17 protein-coding genes are annotated in these 18,714 nt (G+C 72.7%); 9 read left to right on the forward strand and 8 right to left on the reverse strand.

What is annotated here, in order from left to right; translation table 11 throughout:
* Positions 1-2: 2 nt before the first annotated feature.
* From ACZ5ID_RS10845 to ACZ5ID_RS10855, 3 genes are all read right to left on the reverse strand, one after another.
* Entirely contained in the window at positions 3-1,187 is a 1,185-nt protein-coding gene (locus ACZ5ID_RS10845; RefSeq protein WP_468895803.1) for a M6 family metalloprotease domain-containing protein, read from the reverse strand.
* 35 nt (positions 1,188-1,222) lie between these two features.
* Complete coding sequence (locus ACZ5ID_RS10850) at positions 1,223-2,488, reverse strand: alpha/beta fold hydrolase (RefSeq protein ID WP_468895806.1); 1,266 nt, start codon at positions 2,486-2,488, stop codon at positions 1,223-1,225.
* An 87-nt stretch (positions 2,489-2,575) separates the two neighbouring features.
* Positions 2,576-3,946 (reverse strand): aldehyde dehydrogenase family protein, encoded by a 1,371-nt coding sequence (locus tag ACZ5ID_RS10855; RefSeq protein WP_468895809.1) that lies wholly within the window; start codon positions 3,944-3,946, stop codon positions 2,576-2,578.
* A gap of 230 nt (positions 3,947-4,176) precedes the next feature.
* Here ACZ5ID_RS10855 and ACZ5ID_RS10860 point away from each other — a divergent pair, with 230 nt between their 5' ends.
* Genes ACZ5ID_RS10860 through ACZ5ID_RS10880 form a run of 5 tightly spaced genes read left to right on the forward strand, consistent with a single transcriptional unit; the run spans position 4,177 to position 9,896 of the window.
* Complete coding sequence (locus ACZ5ID_RS10860; protein WP_468895812.1) at positions 4,177-5,925, forward strand: ABC transporter substrate-binding protein; 1,749 nt, start codon at positions 4,177-4,179, stop codon at positions 5,923-5,925.
* A 14-nt stretch (positions 5,926-5,939) separates the two neighbouring features.
* A complete protein-coding gene (locus tag ACZ5ID_RS10865; RefSeq protein ID WP_468895814.1) occupies positions 5,940-6,878 on the forward strand; it encodes an ABC transporter permease in 939 nt (312 codons plus the stop codon).
* Positions 6,875-7,861: an ABC transporter permease gene (locus ACZ5ID_RS10870; protein ID WP_468895817.1), complete on the forward strand. Its 987-nt coding sequence runs from the start codon at positions 6,875-6,877 to the stop codon at positions 7,859-7,861. Before ACZ5ID_RS10865 ends, ACZ5ID_RS10870 begins: the two co-directional genes overlap by 4 nt.
* Positions 7,861-8,919, forward strand: coding sequence for an ABC transporter ATP-binding protein (locus ACZ5ID_RS10875; RefSeq protein ID WP_468895820.1), 1,059 nt, complete (start codon positions 7,861-7,863; stop codon positions 8,917-8,919). Before ACZ5ID_RS10870 ends, ACZ5ID_RS10875 begins: the two co-directional genes overlap by 1 nt.
* On the forward strand, positions 8,916-9,896 hold the full coding sequence (locus ACZ5ID_RS10880) for an ABC transporter ATP-binding protein (RefSeq protein WP_468895823.1): 981 nt from the start codon (positions 8,916-8,918) through the stop codon (positions 9,894-9,896). The genes ACZ5ID_RS10875 and ACZ5ID_RS10880 overlap by 4 nt, the downstream gene beginning before the upstream one ends.
* 92 nt (positions 9,897-9,988) lie before the next feature.
* On the opposite strand, the gene ACZ5ID_RS10885 is transcribed toward ACZ5ID_RS10880, so the two are convergent.
* Positions 9,989-10,633 carry a L,D-transpeptidase family protein gene (locus ACZ5ID_RS10885; RefSeq protein WP_468896180.1) on the reverse strand — a complete coding sequence of 215 codons (645 nt, stop codon included), beginning with the start codon at positions 10,631-10,633 and terminating at the stop codon, positions 9,989-9,991.
* Between the two features lie 493 nt (positions 10,634-11,126).
* Between ACZ5ID_RS10885 and ACZ5ID_RS10890 the strand changes: the two genes are divergently transcribed.
* Entirely contained in the window at positions 11,127-12,263 is a 1,137-nt protein-coding gene (locus tag ACZ5ID_RS10890; RefSeq protein WP_468895826.1) for a Dyp-type peroxidase, read from the forward strand.
* A 56-nt stretch (positions 12,264-12,319) separates the two neighbouring features.
* On the opposite strand, the gene ACZ5ID_RS10895 is transcribed toward ACZ5ID_RS10890, so the two are convergent.
* Positions 12,320-12,958, reverse strand: coding sequence for an isochorismatase family protein (locus ACZ5ID_RS10895; RefSeq protein WP_468895828.1), 639 nt, complete (start codon positions 12,956-12,958; stop codon positions 12,320-12,322).
* Between the two features lie 99 nt (positions 12,959-13,057).
* Positions 13,058-14,044, reverse strand: a complete 987-nt coding sequence (locus tag ACZ5ID_RS10900) for a GlxA family transcriptional regulator (RefSeq protein WP_468895831.1) — start codon at positions 14,042-14,044, stop codon at positions 13,058-13,060.
* A gap of 237 nt (positions 14,045-14,281) precedes the next feature.
* Here ACZ5ID_RS10900 and ACZ5ID_RS10905 point away from each other — a divergent pair, with 237 nt between their 5' ends.
* Both ACZ5ID_RS10905 and ACZ5ID_RS10910 read left to right on the forward strand, forming a co-directional pair.
* Positions 14,282-15,880, forward strand: a complete 1,599-nt coding sequence (locus tag ACZ5ID_RS10905; RefSeq protein ID WP_468895834.1) for an alpha/beta hydrolase — start codon at positions 14,282-14,284, stop codon at positions 15,878-15,880.
* 145 nt (positions 15,881-16,025) lie between these two features.
* Entirely contained in the window at positions 16,026-17,033 is a 1,008-nt protein-coding gene (locus ACZ5ID_RS10910; protein ID WP_468895837.1) for a serine/threonine dehydratase, read from the forward strand.
* A gap of 128 nt (positions 17,034-17,161) precedes the next feature.
* Here the strand turns inward: ACZ5ID_RS10910 and ACZ5ID_RS10915 are convergent, their stop codons facing one another.
* Positions 17,162-17,497, reverse strand: coding sequence for a helix-turn-helix transcriptional regulator (locus tag ACZ5ID_RS10915; RefSeq protein ID WP_406555915.1), 336 nt, complete (start codon positions 17,495-17,497; stop codon positions 17,162-17,164).
* A gap of 138 nt (positions 17,498-17,635) precedes the next feature.
* Here ACZ5ID_RS10915 and ACZ5ID_RS10920 point away from each other — a divergent pair, with 138 nt between their 5' ends.
* Complete coding sequence (locus ACZ5ID_RS10920) at positions 17,636-18,103, forward strand: STAS domain-containing protein (RefSeq protein ID WP_468895840.1); 468 nt, start codon at positions 17,636-17,638, stop codon at positions 18,101-18,103.
* Positions 18,104-18,137: 34 nt separating this feature from the next.
* Here ACZ5ID_RS10920 and ACZ5ID_RS10925 read toward each other — a convergent pair whose 3' ends face one another.
* Positions 18,138-18,686 (reverse strand): YciI family protein, encoded by a 549-nt coding sequence (locus tag ACZ5ID_RS10925; RefSeq protein WP_468896183.1) that lies wholly within the window; start codon positions 18,684-18,686, stop codon positions 18,138-18,140.
* Between the last annotated feature and the right edge of the window lie 28 nt (positions 18,687-18,714).

Genomic DNA, 18,714 nt, shown 5'->3' on the forward strand with positions numbered 1-18,714 from the left:
GCTCAGCCCCTGCTGAGCCGTACCGTGTCGCCCGCCGGGCCGCCCGTCAGGATGTCGATACGGGTCCCCGTGGCGGGGTCGGTGAAGCTCTGCCCGGGGGCGCGGGCGGCCAGGTCCAGTTCGGTGCAGCCGGTGGGTACGGTGGCGGGGTGCGTCGGGGCGATCCGGATCGGGCCCTCACCGGTCGCGGCGGCCGAGTCGACCTTGTAGACGAGCACGCCGGTGGAGCAGGCGGCGCTGTCGTTGCCCTCGGCGCGGCGCGACTCCGCCACGTACGCGGTCGTCCCGCCGGTACGCAGAACGGCGATCTGCGTACCGCCCGGGCGTTCCACCGGGGTGAGGCGGACGGTGCGCTGCCCCGGCGCCGCCAGACAGCCCACCTGGTCGTCGCGGAGCCAGCCGAGCTTCCAGGAGTGCCAGCCGAGGTACTGCGGGGCGGGTCCGGCGATGTCGCCCATGACGTCCCAGCCGCCCGCGTACTGGTGGGTGGCCCCGGTGAAGGAGTACAGGTCCGGCAGACCGAAGGTGTGGGCGGTCTCGTGGTCGGCGACCTTGGGGCCCCAGTGCCACATGTCCTGGCCGAAGGTGACGGCCCACTTCACCCGGGTGCCGTCCGCCGTGATGCCGGCGGTGGTTGGGTCGTAGAGGTAGGTCGGGGAGAACGGGATGGCCGTCGCCGCCCGGGTGGGGACGACGTACACCATGTCGTACCGCGAGAAGTCGGCGTACGGGTCGGCGGCGGCGACCGCGTCGCGCACGTACTTCTCGTGGGCCTCGAAGGTGATGCCGCGCGCGAAGCCGTACGAGGTGGAGGCCGCGGGCATCCGTATCCAGCGGCGCAGCGGGGTGAGGGCGAGGCGGGAGCTGCCGTGGCTGGCCGTGCGCATCCAGTCGGCGGCCGGGGCTATTCGGGCGGTGTACGGGGCGGTGGAGCCGGTCTCCGGTGCGTCGGGGAAGTCGACGAACAGGGTGAGGACGCGGTGGGTGCCGGTGGACTTCTGGAACTGGGTGCGGTCGGTGTCGTGGCCCTCGTCGGTCCAGCCCGTGCGGCCGGGCAGCGCGCAGTCGGAGGCGGGCGCGGGGTGCGGGCGGGGTGCGGCGGCAGCCGCGCCGCTCCCGGCCAGACACAGGGCGAGGGCGGCGGCAGCGGTGGCGAGGGAGCGTGGTCGCGGTGGGCGGACGGGCATGGTCTTCCTCCGGGGGGTGGGGACGGAACAAGTGGTCAGGCGTGTCCCGCGGCCAGGTCCATCAGGCGGGAGAGGACCCGGCCGCCCGAGGCGGTGAGTCCGTCGTGCTCCCACTCGTTGGTGACCCAGACCCGGCAGGCGCCGATCTGGCGCGCGGTGCGCAGCGAGAGCCCCGCGTCCACGTACATGTCGTCGTGGTAGACGACCGCGGCGAGCGGCACCTCGTTGGCGGCGAGCCGGCCGGTGTCGTACAGCGACGGCCAGTGGGTGCGTCCGGCCAGCAGCTCGGCGGCCTGGGCGAAGGGGCGCAGGGCCGCGATCTCCTGGAACATCCAGGGGTAGATCATCTCGCCGGTGAGGAGCAGTGGATCGGCCTCGCCGGCGAACTCGGGGAAGTGGCGGAGCGCGCGGTCGGCGGCCCAGCCGGTGGGCTCGGCGCCCTGGCCGTAGAGGGTCTCCTGGAGTACGGCGAACAGGGGGTTGCCGGTGAAGCCGGTCATGCCCAGCACCTGGTGGAGGAAGGTGTCGCTCAACTCCCCCTCGGTGTCGAGGGCTTCGTCGAGCAGCCAGTGCACTCGCTCGAAGCCGTCGCCCATGCCGAGGGCGAGGCCGAGGGTGCGCAGACGGCGTGGGGTGAGCCGGTCGCCGTCGGGCAGGCGTACGTCGCTGTCCGAGAGGAGGTCCGCGATGCGGCGCAGCCGCGCGGCGTCCTCGGGGTAGCGGGTGTAGAACTCCAGGACCCGGTCGCGCACCCGGGGGTAGGTGCGGGCGTACACGTCGTCGGCGGTGGCCGTCGTGCCGGGCAGACCGCCGGCCACGTAGCAGGCGCGCAGCCCTTCGGGGGCCTGGGACAGATAGGTGAGGGTGAGGAAGCCGCCGTAACTCTGGCCGAGGGTCTCCCAGGGTTCGTCGCCGCACAGCCGGCGCCGGATCAGCTCGGCGTCGGCGACGATCGCGTCGGCCCGGAAGTGCGCCAGGTGGTCGGCGAAGGCCGCCGGGGAGGGGAAGCGCGCGGCCGTGCGGCCGGTGACGGGGGTGGAGCGGCCGGTGCCGCGCTGGTCGAGCAGGAGCACCCGGTGGGTGCGCAGGGCGTGCTCCAGCCATCCCGGTGAACCGGCGGACGGCCGGGGTGACTTGCCGCCGGGTCCGCCCTGGAGGTAGAGGAGCCAGGGCAGCCGTTGGCCCACCCGGGCGCGGTCGACGACCTCACGGGCGAAGACCTCGAGGGTCGGCCCGTGCGGGTCGCGGTGGTCCAGCGGAACGGTGAAGACATGGTCGACGGTTGCGTACGCCGGGTTCATGGGTGCCTTTCGCGACGCGGGCGGCGCTGTGTGCCGGATGCCGGGTGCCGGGTGTGAGAGCCGGTGTCCTACGGGTCACACGGTCCGCTACGGCGCAAGGGTGTAGGTGCGGCTGGAGGTGTAGAACTCCAGGGCGGCCCGGCCCTGTTCGCGCGGTCCGTGGCTGGAGTCCTTGGTGCCGCCGAACGGCAGGTGGAAGTCCACGCCGGTGGAGGGAGCGTTGACGCGGATCATGCCGGTGTCGAGCCGGTCCAGGCCGTGCAGTGCGGTGTCCAGGTCCGCCGTGTGTACCGAGGTGACCAGGCCGTACGGGACCGAGTTGGTGATCCGCACCGCGTGGGCGAGGTCGTCGGCGGGCAGCAGGGCGGCGATGGGCCCGAAGACCTCCTCGCACAGCAGCGGATGTCCGGGGCCCGCCTTCTCCACCAGGGTCGGTGCGGTGTACCAGCCCGGGTGCCGGGGCGCGGTCCCTCCGGCGAGCACGGAGAGGCCTCGGGAGGCCTCGCCCACGCGGTCGCGGGCGCGCTCGTCGATAAGCGGCCCGCAGACGGTGTCCGCCGAGGCGGGGTCACCGACCGGCAGTGACCGCAGGGCCGCGGCGAGTGCCTCGCGCAGCGGGTCGAGAGCGGCGCCGACGGCGATGACACGGCTGGTGGCGGTGCACTTCTGGCCCGCGTATCCGGCGATGGCCGCGGCGAGGTGGGCCGCGGCCCGGCCCATGTCGGCGTCCGGCAGCACGATCGCGGCATTCAGGCCGCCCATCTCGGCCTGGGCCGCGACGCCCCGCTCGGTGGCGGTCCGCGCCACCGCCCGGCCGACGGCGGTCGAGCCGGTGAAGGAGACGACGTCGGCGCTGCGGACGAGCGCGTCCCCTTCTGCCGCCGCACCGGGCACCACCGTGAACACCCCCGCGGGCAGGGCCTGGTGGAGGAGCTCGGCCAGACGCAGGGCGCAGGCCGTGGCCTCGGGAGCGGGCTTGAGCACCACCGTGTTGCCGACGGCGAGCGCCGGGGCCGCCTTCCAGCTCGGGATGGCGAAGGGAAAGTTCCACGGCGTGATGAGCCCGGCGACGCCGTGCGGGCGGCGGCGGGTGAGCAGCAGCCCGGACCCGGCGGCGGGTTCGTGCACCGTGCCGACGGCCTCGTAGGGGGCCTGGGCGTAGTAGCGCCAGATGGCGGCGGTACGGGCGACCTCGGCCCGGGCCTCGGTGAGCGGCTTGCCCACCTCGCGCACGGCGAGCGCGGCCAGTTCGTCCGCCGCGGCCTCGATCACCCCGGCGGCGGCGCCGAGCGCGGCCGAACGCGCGGCGGCCCCGCCGTCCAGCCACCCGGGCTGGACGGCTCGGGCGCGCTCCACGGCGTCGGCGGTGGCACGCGGGCCGGGAGCCGGCATCCGGACGAGGACGTCGGCGGGATCGGCCGGGTTGCGGGAGATGAGAGGGGTGGCGTCAGCGGTCACGGGAGGAGTCCTCCAGAGGGAAATCGGCCCGGGCAGCGCCGGGCGGCGGGCAGTAATATTTCACATTGCACTCTCTCGGCCAAGAGGTGGCTCCTCACGAGCCGTTGGGACACGAGTGGATAAAGGAGCGGCCGAGGGGTTGTCAGTACAATTTCACATTACTATGTTACAGGTCACATTCCAGCCGCTCTGGCTGTCGGACTGCTCTCGCGCTCTCGGAGTGACCACTGATGAACAAGCGCACTCTCACCGCCCTCGCCACCGCCCTGGCCGCCTCCCTCGCCCTGGGGGCGGCCGGCTGCTCGAAGACCAAGCACGCGGACGCGGGCCCGGACGCCGGAAAGAACCCGGCGACCGCCAACGCGGGCACCGTGGTGGGCGGCACCCCCCAGAAGGGCGGCACCCTGACCGTGCTGTCCAACCAGGACTTCACCCATCTCGACCCCGCCCGCAACTGGGTGATGAACGACATGGACTTCGGGACCCGGATGCTCTACCGCACCCTGGTCACCTACAAGGCGGCCCCCGGCACCGGCGGCAGCGAGCTCGTCCCCGACCTCGCCACCGATCTGGGCACCTCCTCCAACGGCGCGAAGACCTGGACCTTCCATCTCAAGCCGGGGGTCACATACGAGGACGGCAGCCCCGTCACCGCCCAGGACGTCAAGTACAACGTGGAGCGCTCCTTCTCCCCCGACCTGCCCGGCGGCGCCGACTACGCGGCCCGCTACCTCGCCGGCGCCGACGGCTACCAGGGTCCGGCCCAGGGCAAGCACCTGGACTCCGTCAAGACGCCGGACGACCACACGATCGTCTTCGAACTGCGCAAGCCCTTCGCGGAGTTCCCCAACGCCACCGTGATGCCGACCTTCGCGCCGGTCCCCAAGGCGCAGGACAAGGGGCCGCAGTACGACAACCGGCCGTTCTCCTCGGGGCCGTACAAGATCGAGTCGTATGAGCGGGGCAAGAAGCTGGTGCTGGTGCGCAACACCCACTGGGACGCCGCCACCGACCAGGTGCGCAAGGCCTACCCGGACAGACTCGTGATGGTCATGGGGCTCAAGGCCAACCAGATCGACGACCGGCTCATCGCCTCCCAGGGCGCGGACGCCTCCGCCGTCTCCTGGGGCGCGCTGCGTCCGGAGAGCGCGGCGAAGGTGCTGCCCAGCGCGGAGGTCCGCAAGCGGCTCATCGCCGAGTCCACCAACTGCACGGACATGGTCCAGATGCACACCGGCCACGCCCCCTTCAACGATGTGAAGGTCCGTCAGGCCGTGCAGTACGCCCTCGACAAGGACGCCGTCCTCACCGCGTCCGGAGGCCCCGCCTTCAACGACCCCTCCACCGCGTACATGCCCGCCTCCCTCTTCGGCGGCAAGCAGCCCGACACCGCGAAGGTGCCCGTGGCCGGTGACGTGGCGAAGGCCAAGGAGCTTCTGAAGGAGGCGGGCAAGCCGGACGGCTTCAGCACCAAGATGACCGTCTCCACCGGTGACAAGGGGCGCGGCGAGGCCATCCAGCAGGCGCTCGGCAAGGCCGGGATCAAGGTCACCATCGAGACCGTCGACCCGTCCGCGTTCTACGCGACCATCGGTGACACCAAGAACCGGACCGACATCGTCTACACGGGCTGGTGTCCCGACTACCCCTCGGGCTCCACGTTCCTGCCCTTCGTCTTCGACGGCCGCTACATCAAGGAGAAGGGCAACTCCGGCAACCACTCGCTCTTCCGCGACGACGCGACCATGAAGAGGATGGACGAGATCTCCGCCATGACGGACGCCAAGCAGGCCAACGCCGCCTGGCAGCAGCTCGACGGCGAGATCCTCGCCAAGGCCCCGGCCGTCCCCGTCCTGGTGCGCCGCTGGCCGCTGGTGCTCGGCACCAACATCGCGGGCGCCTACGGCCAGACCTCCTTCGGCGGTCAGCTCGACTACGCCACGGTCGGCCTCAAGGACCCCTCGAAGAGCCAGGGCTGAGGACCCGTCCGACCATGACCACGACCACGACCCTCGTACCCGAGGCCGCTCCGGCCGGCCACGGCCCCTGGCAGCTGGCCCGCGCGGAACTGCGCCGCCGTATCTCCGTCAAGATCTCCCTCGCCGTCGTCGCGCTCTTCGTCGTCATGGCAGCCGCCGCCCCGCTGCTGAGCAGGCTGGGCGGCTGGTCGCCCGAGGAGTTCGACAAGACGGCCATCGACCCCTACCTAGGCGGCCAGCCGCTCGGAACCCTCGGCGGGATCTCCGCCGACCACTGGCTGGGCGTGGAGCCCGTCACCGGCCGCGACCTGTTCGCCCGGGTGGTGCACGGCGCCCAGGTCTCCCTGCTGATCGCCTTCACCGCGACCGCGATCGTCGTCGTCGCGGGCACGGCCGCCGGGATCGCGGCCGGTTACTTCGGCGGGCGCACCGACACGGTCCTCAGCAGGCTCATGGACCTGACCATGTCCTTTCCCTCCCTCATCTTCATGATCGCGATGATGTCGGTGGCCAAGGACGTCAACCGCATCGTCCTGATGACCGCGGTGATCGGGCTGTTCGGCTGGCCCGGCATCGCCCGCGTCGTCCGCGGCCAGACCCTCTCGCTCAAGCACCGCGAGTACGTCGACGCGGCGCAGGTCAACGGAGCGGGCCCCTGGCGGATCCTCACCCGCGACATCCTGCCGGGCGTCGCGGGGCCCGTCATCGCGTACACCACCCTCATCATCCCGGGCATGATCGCCACCGAGGCGGCCCTGAGCTACCTCGGTGTCGGCGTCCGCCCGCCCACGCCGTCCTGGGGCCAGATGATCGCCGAGAGCGTCGCCTTCTACGACACGGACCCCATGTACTTCGTCATCCCGAGCACCTGCCTCTTCCTCACGGTGCTCGCCTTCACCCTGCTCGGCGACGCGCTGCGCGACATCCTCGACCCGAGGGGAAGCCGCTCATGATCTTCTACATCGGCCGCCGGCTCCTCGGGGTGAGCGGTGTCCTGATCGCGATCGCCGCCGTCACCTTCACCATCTTCTACGTCCTGCCCTCCGACCCGGCCGCCGCGGCCTGCGGCAAGTCGTGCAGCGTCGAGCGCCTGGCCGCGATCCGCGCCCACATGGGGCTGGACCAGCCGCTGTGGCAGCAGTTCTGGCACTTCGCCTCCGGTATCTTCACCGGCCGCACCATGGGCAGCGGCCAGTACGCGCTGCACTGCGACTTCCCCTGCCTGGGCTACTCGTACGAGAACAGCGAGTCGGTGTGGGGCCTGCTGATGGACCGGCTCCCCGTCTCCGCCTCCCTGGCGCTCGGCGCGGCCGTCCTGTGGCTGGTGCTCGGGCTGACCGCCGGGGTGACCGCGGCCCTGCGCAAGGACACCCTGACGGACAAGGTCCTGATGGTCGGCGCGGTCGCCGCCGCCTCGCTGCCCGTCTACTTCACCTCGATCATGCTGATCTACGGCCTGATCAGGACCGCGGGCCTGCTGCCCTACCCGCAGTACGTGGCGTTCGGCTCGGACCCCCTGCACTGGGCCTCCAACCTGCTGCTGCCATGGCTGGCGCTGGCCGTGCTGTACGCGGCCATGTACGCGCGCCAGAGCCGCAGTTCGATGATCGAGACCATGGCGGAGCCGTACATCCGCACCGCCCGCGCCAAGGGCCTGCCCCGCCGCACGGTCGTCGTCAAGCACGGTCTGCGGGCGGGCATGACCCCGATCCTGACCATCTTCGGGATGGACCTGGGCGGCCTGCTGGCCGGCGCGGTCATCACCGAGTCCATCTTCGGGCTGCCCGGCATCGGACGGCTCTTCTACGGCGCCCTGTCCAGCGGCGACCAGCCCGTCATCCTCGGCGTCACCCTGCTCGCCGCCGCCTTCATCGTCGTCGCCAACCTGGCCGTCGACCTGCTCTACGCCGTCGTCGACCCGCGAGTGAGGTACTGATGGACGCGACCCGCCCCACCGCGCCCGCGCCGACCGCTCACCCCGCCCCGCCCCCGGACGCGGACGAGCCCCTGCTGTCCGTACGGAACCTGAGCGTGACCTTCCCGACACAGCGCGGCCCCGTACGGGCCGTCGACTCGCTCGACTTCGACGTCCACCGGGGCCGCACCCTCGGCATCGTGGGCGAGTCCGGCTCGGGGAAGTCCGTCACCTCCATGGCGGTCCTGGGACTGCACACCGGCGCCCGGGTCACCGGCTCCATCGCGCTCGCCGGCCGCGAGCTGGTGGGCCTGACGGAACGCGAGCTGAACGGGCTGCGCGGGCGACGGATGGCGATGATCTTCCAGGACCCGCTCTCCAGCCTCCACCCCTACTACACGGTCGGTGAGCAGATAGCCGAACACCACCGCGTCCACTTCCGCTCCGGCCGCGCGGCGGCCCGCAGACGGGCCGTGGAGATGCTCGCCGAAGTCGGCATCCCGGAGCCCGGGCGCCGGGCGGGCGAGTACCCGCACCAGTTCTCCGGCGGTATGCGCCAGCGCGTGATGATCGCGATGGCGCTGGCCTGCGAGCCCGAGCTGCTGATCGCGGACGAGCCGACCACCGCGCTCGACGTCACCGTGCAGGCCCAGATCCTGGAACTGATCGCCCGGATTCAGCAGGAGCACGGACTCGCCGTCGTCATGATCACCCACGATCTGGGGGTGGTCGCGCGCGTCGCCCACGAGGTCCTGGTGATGTACGGCGGCCGGGCCGTCGAACAGGCCCCGGTGGACACCCTCTTCGCCGCCCCGGCCCACCCCTACACCCGCGGTCTGCTCGACTCCCTGCCCCGCCTCGACGACCCCGACGACGCCCCGCTGAGGGCCATCCCCGGCAGCCCGCCGTCGCTGCTCACCCCGGCTCCCGGGTGTGCCTTCGCACCCCGCTGCGCCCGGGCCGCGTCCGCCGCGGCGAGCGAGCGGCTGCGCTGCGAGACCGAGGCGCCCCTGCTGTCCGGGCCCGCCGGCCACGCGTCCGCCTGCCACCTCCCGACGTACGAAGGCGCTCCTTCATGACCACAGCCACCCCGCCCCTGCTGTCCGTACGGGACATGACCAAGGTCTACCCGGCCCGGCGGCGCCGCTCGGCCCCCGTACGGGCGGTCGACGGCATCAGCTTCGACGTGGCGCCCGGTGAGACGCTCGGCCTGGTCGGCGAGTCCGGCTGCGGCAAGTCCACCACCGGCCGCACGATCGTGCGTCTGCTCGAACCCTCCAGCGGCTCGATCTCCTACGACGGCCAGGACATCAGCCATCTCTCGCAGCGGGAGCTCAAACCGTTGCGCCGCGAGATCCAGATGGTCTTCCAGGACCCGCACTCCTCGCTCAACCCGCGCCAGACCGTCGCGCGGATCATCTCCGATCCCCTGCTGGTTCAGGGGAGTCCGGCGGCGGACGCGCGGCGGCGGGCCGCCGAACTGATGGAGCTGGTCGGGCTCATCCCCGAGCAGATCGACCGCTTCCCGCACGAGTTCTCCGGCGGCCAGGCCCAGCGCATCGGCATCGCCCGCGCCCTGGCCACCGGGCCGCGCCTCGTCATCGCGGACGAGCCGGTCTCCGCCCTGGACGTCTCCGTGCAGGCCCAGATCGTCAACCTGATGGAGCGTCTGCAACGCGAACTCGGCCTCGCCTACCTCTTCATCGCCCACGACCTGTCGGTCGTCAAACGGGTCTGCGACCGGGTCGCCGTGATGTACCTGGGCCGGATCGTCGAGATCGGTGCGAAGGAGCGGGTCTACACGGCCCCGGCCCACCCCTACACGCGCGCCCTGCTCTCCGCGGTGCCGCTCCCCGACCCGGCCGCAGAGCGTGCCCGCGAACGCATCACGCTCCTGGGCGACCCACCGAGCCCGGCCGCTCCCCCGCCGGGCTGCTCCTTCCATCCCCGGTGCCCCAAGGCGCGGGACCGGTGCCGCGGTGAGGCGCCGGTGCTGCGGATCGCCGCGCCGGGCGAGGCGCGCCAGGTCGCCTGCCACTTCCCCGAGGCGGCCTGACGGGGGCGTGGTCCCGCGCACCGACGCGCTCCGGGCCGATGGGCCTGACCGGCCCGGAGCGGGTCACCGTTCACGAGGCCGGCGGCGGTCCCTCATGTCGCGGGTTTGCGGCCCCAGATGAAGACGGGGTCGCCGATGGCGGTGGTGTTCCACAGCAGCTCGGCGTCGCGCAGCCGCAGGTTGATGCAGCCCGCCGAGCCACCGCCGTTGAAGAGGTCGCCGTAGACACCGTGGAAGGCCTGTCCACCGGAGAAGTACTGGGCGTAGGGCATCGGCGCGTTGTCGTACAGCTCGGAGTGGTCGTCGATGCGGCGCTCGGTGATCTCGTGCCAGCCGTTGCGGGTCTGCTGGCCCCAGCGCCCGGTGCGGACGGCGACCGCCGGATAGACGACCTTTCCGGCCCGCTGCACCCACAGGAGCTGGCGCGCGAGGTCCACGCAGACGAGCCGCTCCTGCCGCTGGGGGCAGTTCCCGCTCTTGTTGGGGGCGCGGCGTTCTTCGATGACCAGGGTGGTGCGGTAGGTGGCGAGATTCGCGTACCCGTCGGCGGGGACGATGCCGTTGCGGTACTGGAAGGCCCGGATCGCCACGCAGTCGGCCTCGGACTGCCGTCCGTCGGCGGGCAGGCCCAGATACCGCTCCAGCTCCCACTGGTACGGGCCGGTGTCCGCGGTGCACGCGGGATCGGGAGCGGGGGGCACCGCGGTGGCGGAGGCGGCCGGGGCGCTCACCCCCATCACCAGGGCGGCGAGGGCGCCGACGAGTATCGGCACACGCGGGCGGCGGCGTAGGGACCTCGTCACGGCGGCTCCTGCTGGCTGCAGCGACGGCATCGGGCACCGCCGCCCTCGCCGCCATTCGAGCACGACGGGCCCGCCACCACCGCCGCGGACGAGCCATCCGGGTGCCCCGCCACCACGACGGCCACGCCCGGGGGCCCCACCCGGCCGGATCACGACCGCCCCACGCCCCCGGCCGGTGGTGTGTCGACCGGATGGCGGGGCCCACGGTCCGCCGGGCGCTGCGCCCCCTCGGCCCGGCGCGGCACCGGGCCTCTCGGGCAGGGCCACGGCCGCCCGCACGGGCGCGGAGGGCGCCTGCGACAACCGGCCGGGGAGACGAGAAACGACTGGGAACACGGCGCCAGGTGTATCGTGCGGAACGCCGCGTATGCGAACTACACCCCTTATATAACTACTTGTGCCGGTGAGGGCGGGAAAGGGGGACGGAATGAAGAGCGAGCCTGACCGTGCCGGTCGCGCGGGCGACGACACGGCACGGGTGCCGCGTGGAGCCGGGCCGGCCCGGCGCGGACTGGTCGGTGGACTGGCCGCCCTCGGTACGGCCAGCGCCCTGGCCGCCTGTCTGCGCTCCCGTACCCCCGCGCCCACCTCGTCGTCCGGCCCCGGCCGGCAGCCAGGTGTGACGGACCGACAGCCGCCCCGGGCGCTGCTGCTGTCGTACGACCTGAGCCACCGTACCCACGGTCCGGCGGGCCGGGAGGCCGTGCGCCGGATGTTCGCCGCCTGGACGCCCGTACTCACCGCACGCGACGGCCCGACCGTGACGGTCGGACTGGGCCCCGCCCTCTTCCGCCGCCTGGGGGTGCGGGCCCCTGAGGCGCTTCGCGACCTGCCCGCCTTCGCGGGTGACCGGCTGCGCCCCGAGGCCGGGGGCGGCCAGGTGTTCCTGCAGATCTGCGCGGCCACCCCCACCGCCTGCACCGACCTGGCGCGGCGGCTGGAGCAGGCCGTGCCGGGCGTACTGCGTCCGCGCTGGCGCCAGGCGGGCTTCCTGCCCGCCGCGCCACCCGGGGAGACCCCGCGCAATCTGCTGGGCTTCAAGGACGGCACCGCCAATCCGACCCCGAAGCAGGCCGAACGGTGGGTGTGGCTCGGGCCCGGCCCGCACCACAACGCCACCTATCTGGTGGTGCGCCGGATCCGTCTCGCCACGGCCGAGTTCGGCTCGCTGCCCGTCGAGCGCCAGGAGCGCGTCATGGGCCGCCGCAAGCCGCACGGCGGCCCCCTCCAGGGCGGCCCCGAACACGCCGAGCCCGACCTCCTCGCCAAGACTCCGCAGGGCGGTTACCTGCTCCCCGCCGACGCCCACGTCCGGCTCGCCCAGCCCCGGTTCGACGGCGGCGCCCGGATACTGCGCCGCGGCTACTCCTACGACAACACCCCCGACGACCAGGGCCTGCTGTTCCTCGCGTACATGAGGGACCCCGGCCTCTTCACCCGCGTCCAGCGCCGTCTCGCGGGCCATGACGCGCTGGGCCCGTTCATCGAGCACTACGGCTCCGCGGTGTTCTTCGTCCCTCCGGCGGCGGGACCGGGTGGGCCGTTGGGGAGCGGAGTGCTGTAGGCGGGCGGGGGCCCGCGGGTCGGTGCCCGCGTGCCGCCTCCACCCGCCCGGCCGGGTCAGGCGGGAAGGGCCTCGACCGTGGGCACCACCGTGCCGAACAGGTCCGTGATGGTGGTCAGGGCCGCCGCTCGCAGGGTGGCGGCGGGCAGGAGCGTGCCGTCGGGGGCGGTGAGCGGGCGGGTCGCGGTGGTGTCGGCGACGACCGTGGGGCGATAGCCGAGGTTGAAGGCGCCCTGGGCCGTGCAGTGGACGCACATGTGCGTCATGAACCCGGCCAGGATCAGGTCCCTGCCGCTGCCGGGCGCGGCGCCCAGGCCGGTCAGGGTCTTCACCAGGTCCGTGGCGTGGAAGGCGTCGGGGAACTGCTTGACCACGACCGGCTCGCCGTCCGCCGGCGCCACCTCCTCGCTGATGGCGCCTGTGTGGGCACGGATGTCGTACGGGGTGTTCTCGCCGCCGTCGTTGACGATGTGGACGACGGGTGTGCCTGCCGCGCGGGCGCGTGCCAGGAGGCGCGCACCGGCCGCGACGGCCTCCTCCGCCCCGTCGAGCGCCATGACGCCGGTCCGGTAGGTGTTCTGGAAGTCGATCATGATGAGGACGGACTCGCTCAGCCGAGGAGGCCTGCTGTCCAGGCCGACCACCTCGCGCAGGGGCGTGGAGGGACGGTTCGTCTCGGGCTTGTTCGTGTTCATCGGATGCCTTTCCGGCGTGCAGGGGCATGGCGAAGCGAGCCGTGTCGCGCTCGCCGCGTCGGGTGTGAGGGAAGGGATGGGGGGCGCCCCCGGGGGCCGTCAGGTGGCGCGGAAGCGGCGGCGGTATGCCGCGGGTGTGGTCGCCAACTGCCGTCGGAACGCCCGGTGCAGCGTTTCGGCCGAGCCGAGCCCGGCCGCGGTCGCGATCTGGCCGAGGGGGCGGTCGGTGGTCTCCAGCAGCCGCCGGGCCGCTTCCACGCGCGCGGCCTCGACGTACGCGGCGGGACCGGCGCCCGTCTCCTGGGTGAAGACCCGCGCGAAATGGCGTTCGCTCAGACACATCCGCGCCGCCAGGGCCGAGACGGAGAGGTCCCCGTCGAGGTGCTCGGCGATCCACAGCCGCAGCTCGTCGATGTCACGGCGGGAGGCGGCGGGCCGGCTGAGCGGGACGGAGAACTGGCTCTGGCCGCCCTGCCGTTTGAGGAACATCACCAGTTGTCGGGCAACCGCGAGCGCCACGTCCTCGCCCAGGTCCTCGGCCACCAGGGCCAGCGCGAGGTCCAGGCAGGCGCTGATCCCGGCGCCCGTCCACAGCCGCCCGCGGTCGGTACGGACGAAGATCGGATCGGGGTCGACGGTGACCGCGGGATGGTCCGCGGCCAGCTGGGCGGCGGTCGACCAGTGGGTGGTCGCGGTCCGCCCGTCCAGCAGCCCGGCCGCCGCCAGCACATGCGCGCCCACGCACACCGAGGCCACTCGGCGGGCGTGCGCGGCCGTTTCCTTCACCCACGCCACGACGTCCGGGTCGATCCGTGCGGTGGGCCCGTCGTCGGTCATGTCGACCGCGCCGGGCACCAGCAGGGTGTCCACCTCCCCGCCGACCTCCGCGAAGCCCAGATCGGCCACCAGCCGCACCCCGGCCGAGGTCCGCACCTCGCCCGCGACCGGCCCCGCGAGCCGGACCCGGTAGTCGGCGCGGCCCCGGGTCTCCCGGTTGGCCAGGGCGAACACCTCGGCCGGGCCGGTGACGTCGAGCAGGTCGACATCGGGGAAGACCGCGATGACGACGCGGTGGGTGAGGGGCATGCGTCCATCCTCGTGGCCCCCTCCGATGGCCGCAATGACGATCCCCTGTCACATCCGGACACCCGGAGGGCTGGCCGGGACGGACCCGCCGACGGCATCCGCCATGACGACCGCGCCGTCGGCCATCGAATCACGGTTGCGTAACGAGTCATTCTCCTGTGTGACATGTGCAATGGCACATGTCACATGCTTTCCCTGACCGTCGCGCCACCCCGGCGCGCCGACTGAGGAGGGCACATGCGAAGACCACTGGCACTGCTGGCCGTCGCGGTCTCGACCGTCCTACTGGGCAGCGCGGTGCCGGTCGCCGCCGCCCCCGACGCCCACGAGAGCGCCGTGGACCGGATCGCCTGGACATCCTGCGGTGACACCGCGACCCCGGCGCTCCAGTGCGCCATGCTCGAAGTCCCGCTGGACTACGCCCATCCGGACGGGCGGAAGATCAAGATCAAGCTCAACCGGCTGCCCGCCACGGCCCCCAGGGCCCAGCAGCAGGGCCCGATCCTGCTGAACCCCGGCGGTCCCGGTGACAGCGGTCTGTGGATGCCCGCCTACATCACCGGCCAGATCCCGGCCGACGTCGCCTCCACGTACGACTGGATCGGCTTCGACCCCCGGGGCACCAACGGCAGCGAGCCCCATGTCGTCTGCGACGCCCACTACTTCGACGGCGAGCGGCCCGACTACCAGCTCGGGCACGGCACCGAGAAGGCCTGGCTCGCCCGGGCGGCGACCTACGCCGCCGACTGCGCGGCGGACTGGAGCTGGATCACGCCGCACATGACGACGGTGGACAGTGCGCGGGACATGGACCGCATCCGTACCGCCCTGGGCGCCAAGAAGATCAACTTCTACGGTGGCTCCTGGGGCACCTCGCTGGGCTCCACCTACGGCCAGCTGTTCCCCTCCCATGTGCGGCGCATGGTCCTGGACAGCATCGTCGGCCCCACCATCTCCTGGTACGACCACAACATCCTTCAGGACAAGGAGCACGAGCGGCGCTTCCGCGCCTTCGCGGAGTGGACCGCCAAGGCCGACGCCGTGTACCACCTCGGCACCGACGCGGACGCGGTGACCAAGAAGTACTACGCCATGGAGGACGCGCTGCGCACCGCCCCGGTGTCCGCCGCGCCCGCCCCCGGCAGAATCGGTCCGGCCGAGTTCGAGGACACCTTCTACGGCGGCGGCTACAACTTCCTGCGCTGGCCCCGGATGGCCACGGTCCTCTCGGGCTATCTCACCCGGCACGACACCCGGCCGCTCACCATCGCCTACAACCGGTACGCCGCCCCCGGCGCCGATGACGGGGCCTTCCCCAACTACAACGCCACGCAGTGCACGGAGAGCAACTGGCCCCGCGACTGGGAGTTCTGGAAGAAGGACCAGGCGAAGGTCAACGCGGTCGCGCCGTTCTACACGTACAACAACATGTGGTACAACGCCGCGTGTATGTTCTGGCCCCACCAAGGTGGCCCGGGCCGACTGAAGATCACCGGCAAGGGTCTTCCGCCGGTGCTGCTCTTCCAGGCCACCGAGGACGCGGCCACCCCGTACCCCGGCGCGGTCGCGATGCACAAGGCGCTGCCCGGCTCCAAGCTGGTCGTCCAGAACGGCGGCAGCTTCCACGAGGTCCTCTTCCACGGCAACGCCTGTCTGGACGACACCTTCGTCGCCTATCTGCGTGACGGAACGCTGCCCGCCGGCAAGGGGTTCGTCGCCAAGACGTGCGCCCCGGAGGCGGACCCGGCACCGGTGTACGTCGAGCCCACCCTCAGCGCGAAGGCGTCCGCGGGGCTCTCCGCCACGGACCGCGAGACCGTCCACGGGCGCTTCTGACCGCCCCGCGCTCGGTTGGTCGCGTGCTCCCGGCAGGGCTGCGGGAGCACGCGACCGGCCGGCCGGCCGCAGGAGGGATCATGGAGGCCCGACCGTCCGGTGCGACGCCCGGCCGGACGCCCCTCTCCGCCCTGGGAGCCCCGATATGCACCAGCTCACGTACGGCGAGATCAAGGCCGCCGCCGACCGTATCGCCGGACGCGTCCGTCCTGTCGCCCTCGCCCCCGCCGACCCCGGGGAGTTCCCCGGCGACCCGGCGGAGGCATCCTGCCAGGGGTGGCTGGCGCTGGAGTTCATGCAGCACACCGGCTCGTTCAAGGCACGGGGCGCGCAGAACTTCCTCCAGGCCCACCGCGAGGCCGGGACCCTGCCCGCCGCGGGCGTGACGATCGCCTCCGGTGGCAACGCGGGGCTGGCCTGCGCGTGGGCCGCGCGGCAGCAGGGCGTGACCGCCACCGTCTTCCTGCCCGCCACCGCGCCGGCCGTGAAGATCGCCCGGCTGCGCGGCTTCGGCGCCGAGGTCCGGCTGGTGGGCACCGAGTACGCGGACGCGCTGGCCGCCTGCGAGGACTTCGCCGCCACGACCGGGGCGCTGGCCTCGCACGCCTACGACCACCCGCTCATCGCCGCCGGGGCCGGCACCGTACTGGAGGAGATCGTCCGGCAGGTCCCGGGCCTGGACACCGTGGTGGTCGCGGTCGGCGGCGGGGGGCTGCTCGCGGGCGTCGCCACCGCCGCCCACCACCACGGCGTACGCGTGGTGGCGGTCGAGCCGGAGAACTGCCGCGCGCTGAACGCCGCGATCGGCGCCGGCCGCCCGGTCGACGTCACGGTCGACTCGGTCGCCGCCGACGCCCTCGGCGCACGCCGGGCCTCGGCGATGGCCCTGCACGCCGCCCGGCAGGGGGAGGTGCGCTCGGTCCTGGTGCCCGACAGCGCGATCGTGCGCGCCCGCCGCGCCCTGTGGGAGCACCGCCGTATCGCCGTCGAGCACGCCGCCGCCACCGCGCTCGCGGCCCTCCCATCGGGGGCGCACCCGCAGGTGGCCGGTGGCGGATACCGTCCCGCCCCGGGCGAGAAGGTGGCCGTCGTCCTGTGCGGGGCCAACACCGACCCCGGCGACCTCACCACCGTCCAGCCCGACCAGGCCTGATCACCGGGCCGCCCCGGAGAACCGCCGAGCGGCGGCCCGGTCGCCCCACCTCTCCTCCTCCGGCGCGAAGGTGCCGTACTCGTCCCCCAACGCAGCGGCTGGGCGCTGTCACACGTGCCCGGCGTCGCTCACAGACGCTGAGGCTGCTGCCCGCGCTGTTCGTCGTGCCGGGCCAGGACTCCGAGCAGGGTCGCCACGGTCAGTCCGGCCTCGGCCTCGGCCGGGTGGCGCAGCGGGACACCCGGTTCGATGCGGTAGGTGTTGGAGCGGCCCTGCCGGGTGTGGGAGAGATACCCGGCCTCCTCCAGGTCGGAGATGATGCGCTGGACGGCGCGCTCGGTGAGCCGGCAGTGCGCGGCGATGTCACGTATGCGCGCGGACGGGTTGTCGGCGATCGCGGCGAGCACGCGGGCGTGGTTCGTCAGGAACGTCCACCCCGCGTGCGGTTCAGGTACGGCACCCATCCCGCCATGATAGGACTCTCCTTTCACGCATTCAAATAGACGAAATACTTTTCGTGTATAGCTTGACGTATCAGCACTGGAAGCGGAACCTGTAGGGACCCGAGCAGGGCACCGGCGGATGCCTGGGGAGCCAATGCCATGTCAAAGCAAGCGATACCCGCACAGAACCACAGCGGGCGCGCCCTCTACACAGCCCCGGCCTACGCGCCGAGCGGCCGGCCACTGCCGCGCCTGGAGATCGAGGTCGTACCGGCCGGCGACCGCCAGCTGGTCACCGTCGCCGGTGAGGTCGACATCGACGCCGACGGGCTGCTGCACGGCACCCTGTGCGCCGCCCTGGAGCGCGCGCGCCGCGGTGTCGAGCTCGACCTGAGCAGGGTCGACTTCTGCGACTGCTCCGGCCTCAACATCCTGCTGCGCATCCGCCAACAGGCCCTGAGGGACGGCAAGACACTGCGCGTGCACGCCCTGAGCCCCGTCGTTCACCGCCTGCTGACGGTCACCCGCACGCTCGCCCTGCTCACCCCGCCGCCTGATCCGGAAGCCCCCGCCCCTGGCCCGAGGGCCGCCCCGCAGCACCACGGCGGCCGGAACCGATCCGCCTGACCCGCCGGGCGCGCGTGGCGGCCCCCCGCCCCCGCTACCGCCGTCCCCCGAACTCCCAGTCGTGGACCTCGATGGAGTCGTACCGGTCGGACGTCAGCACCGCACGGGCGGTCTCCGAGTCCGGGGCCCGCACCAGCGCCACCGTGCCCACCCAGGTCGCGCCGTCGTCGGACAGCAGCGGCCCGTACGCGATCAGGTCGTCCCGGTCGGCCGGGACGACCAGATCGGCGGGCTCCCCCGCGCCGAGCCCGAGGACGAGGTACCGGTCGGCGCCTTCCCGGCCGCCCGGGAACTCCCACATGGTGCGTCCCAGCAGATTGCGCCACCGGCGCAGCAACACGTCCCGGTAGGCGCCGGCCTGGTAGCCGGGTTCGTCGAAGGCGAACGCGCGAGCCGCGGCCGGGTCCGGCAGGTCGACGATGTGCACACTGCCGCTGGGCGTCTCACCGTCCGCGGCGAACGTCGGCCCTCGGGCGATCAGCTCCTTGTCGTACCCGTCCATGTAGGACCAGTGGGCTTCCAGCAGTTCGGCGCGCAGCTTGAGGGAGCCGGGCCGGTCGCGGTGGTAGCAGAAGAACTCCATATGCACGGAGTCTTCCCTAACGGCTCCG

The sequence above is a fragment of the Streptomyces sp. NPDC031670 genome (assembly GCF_055580545.1).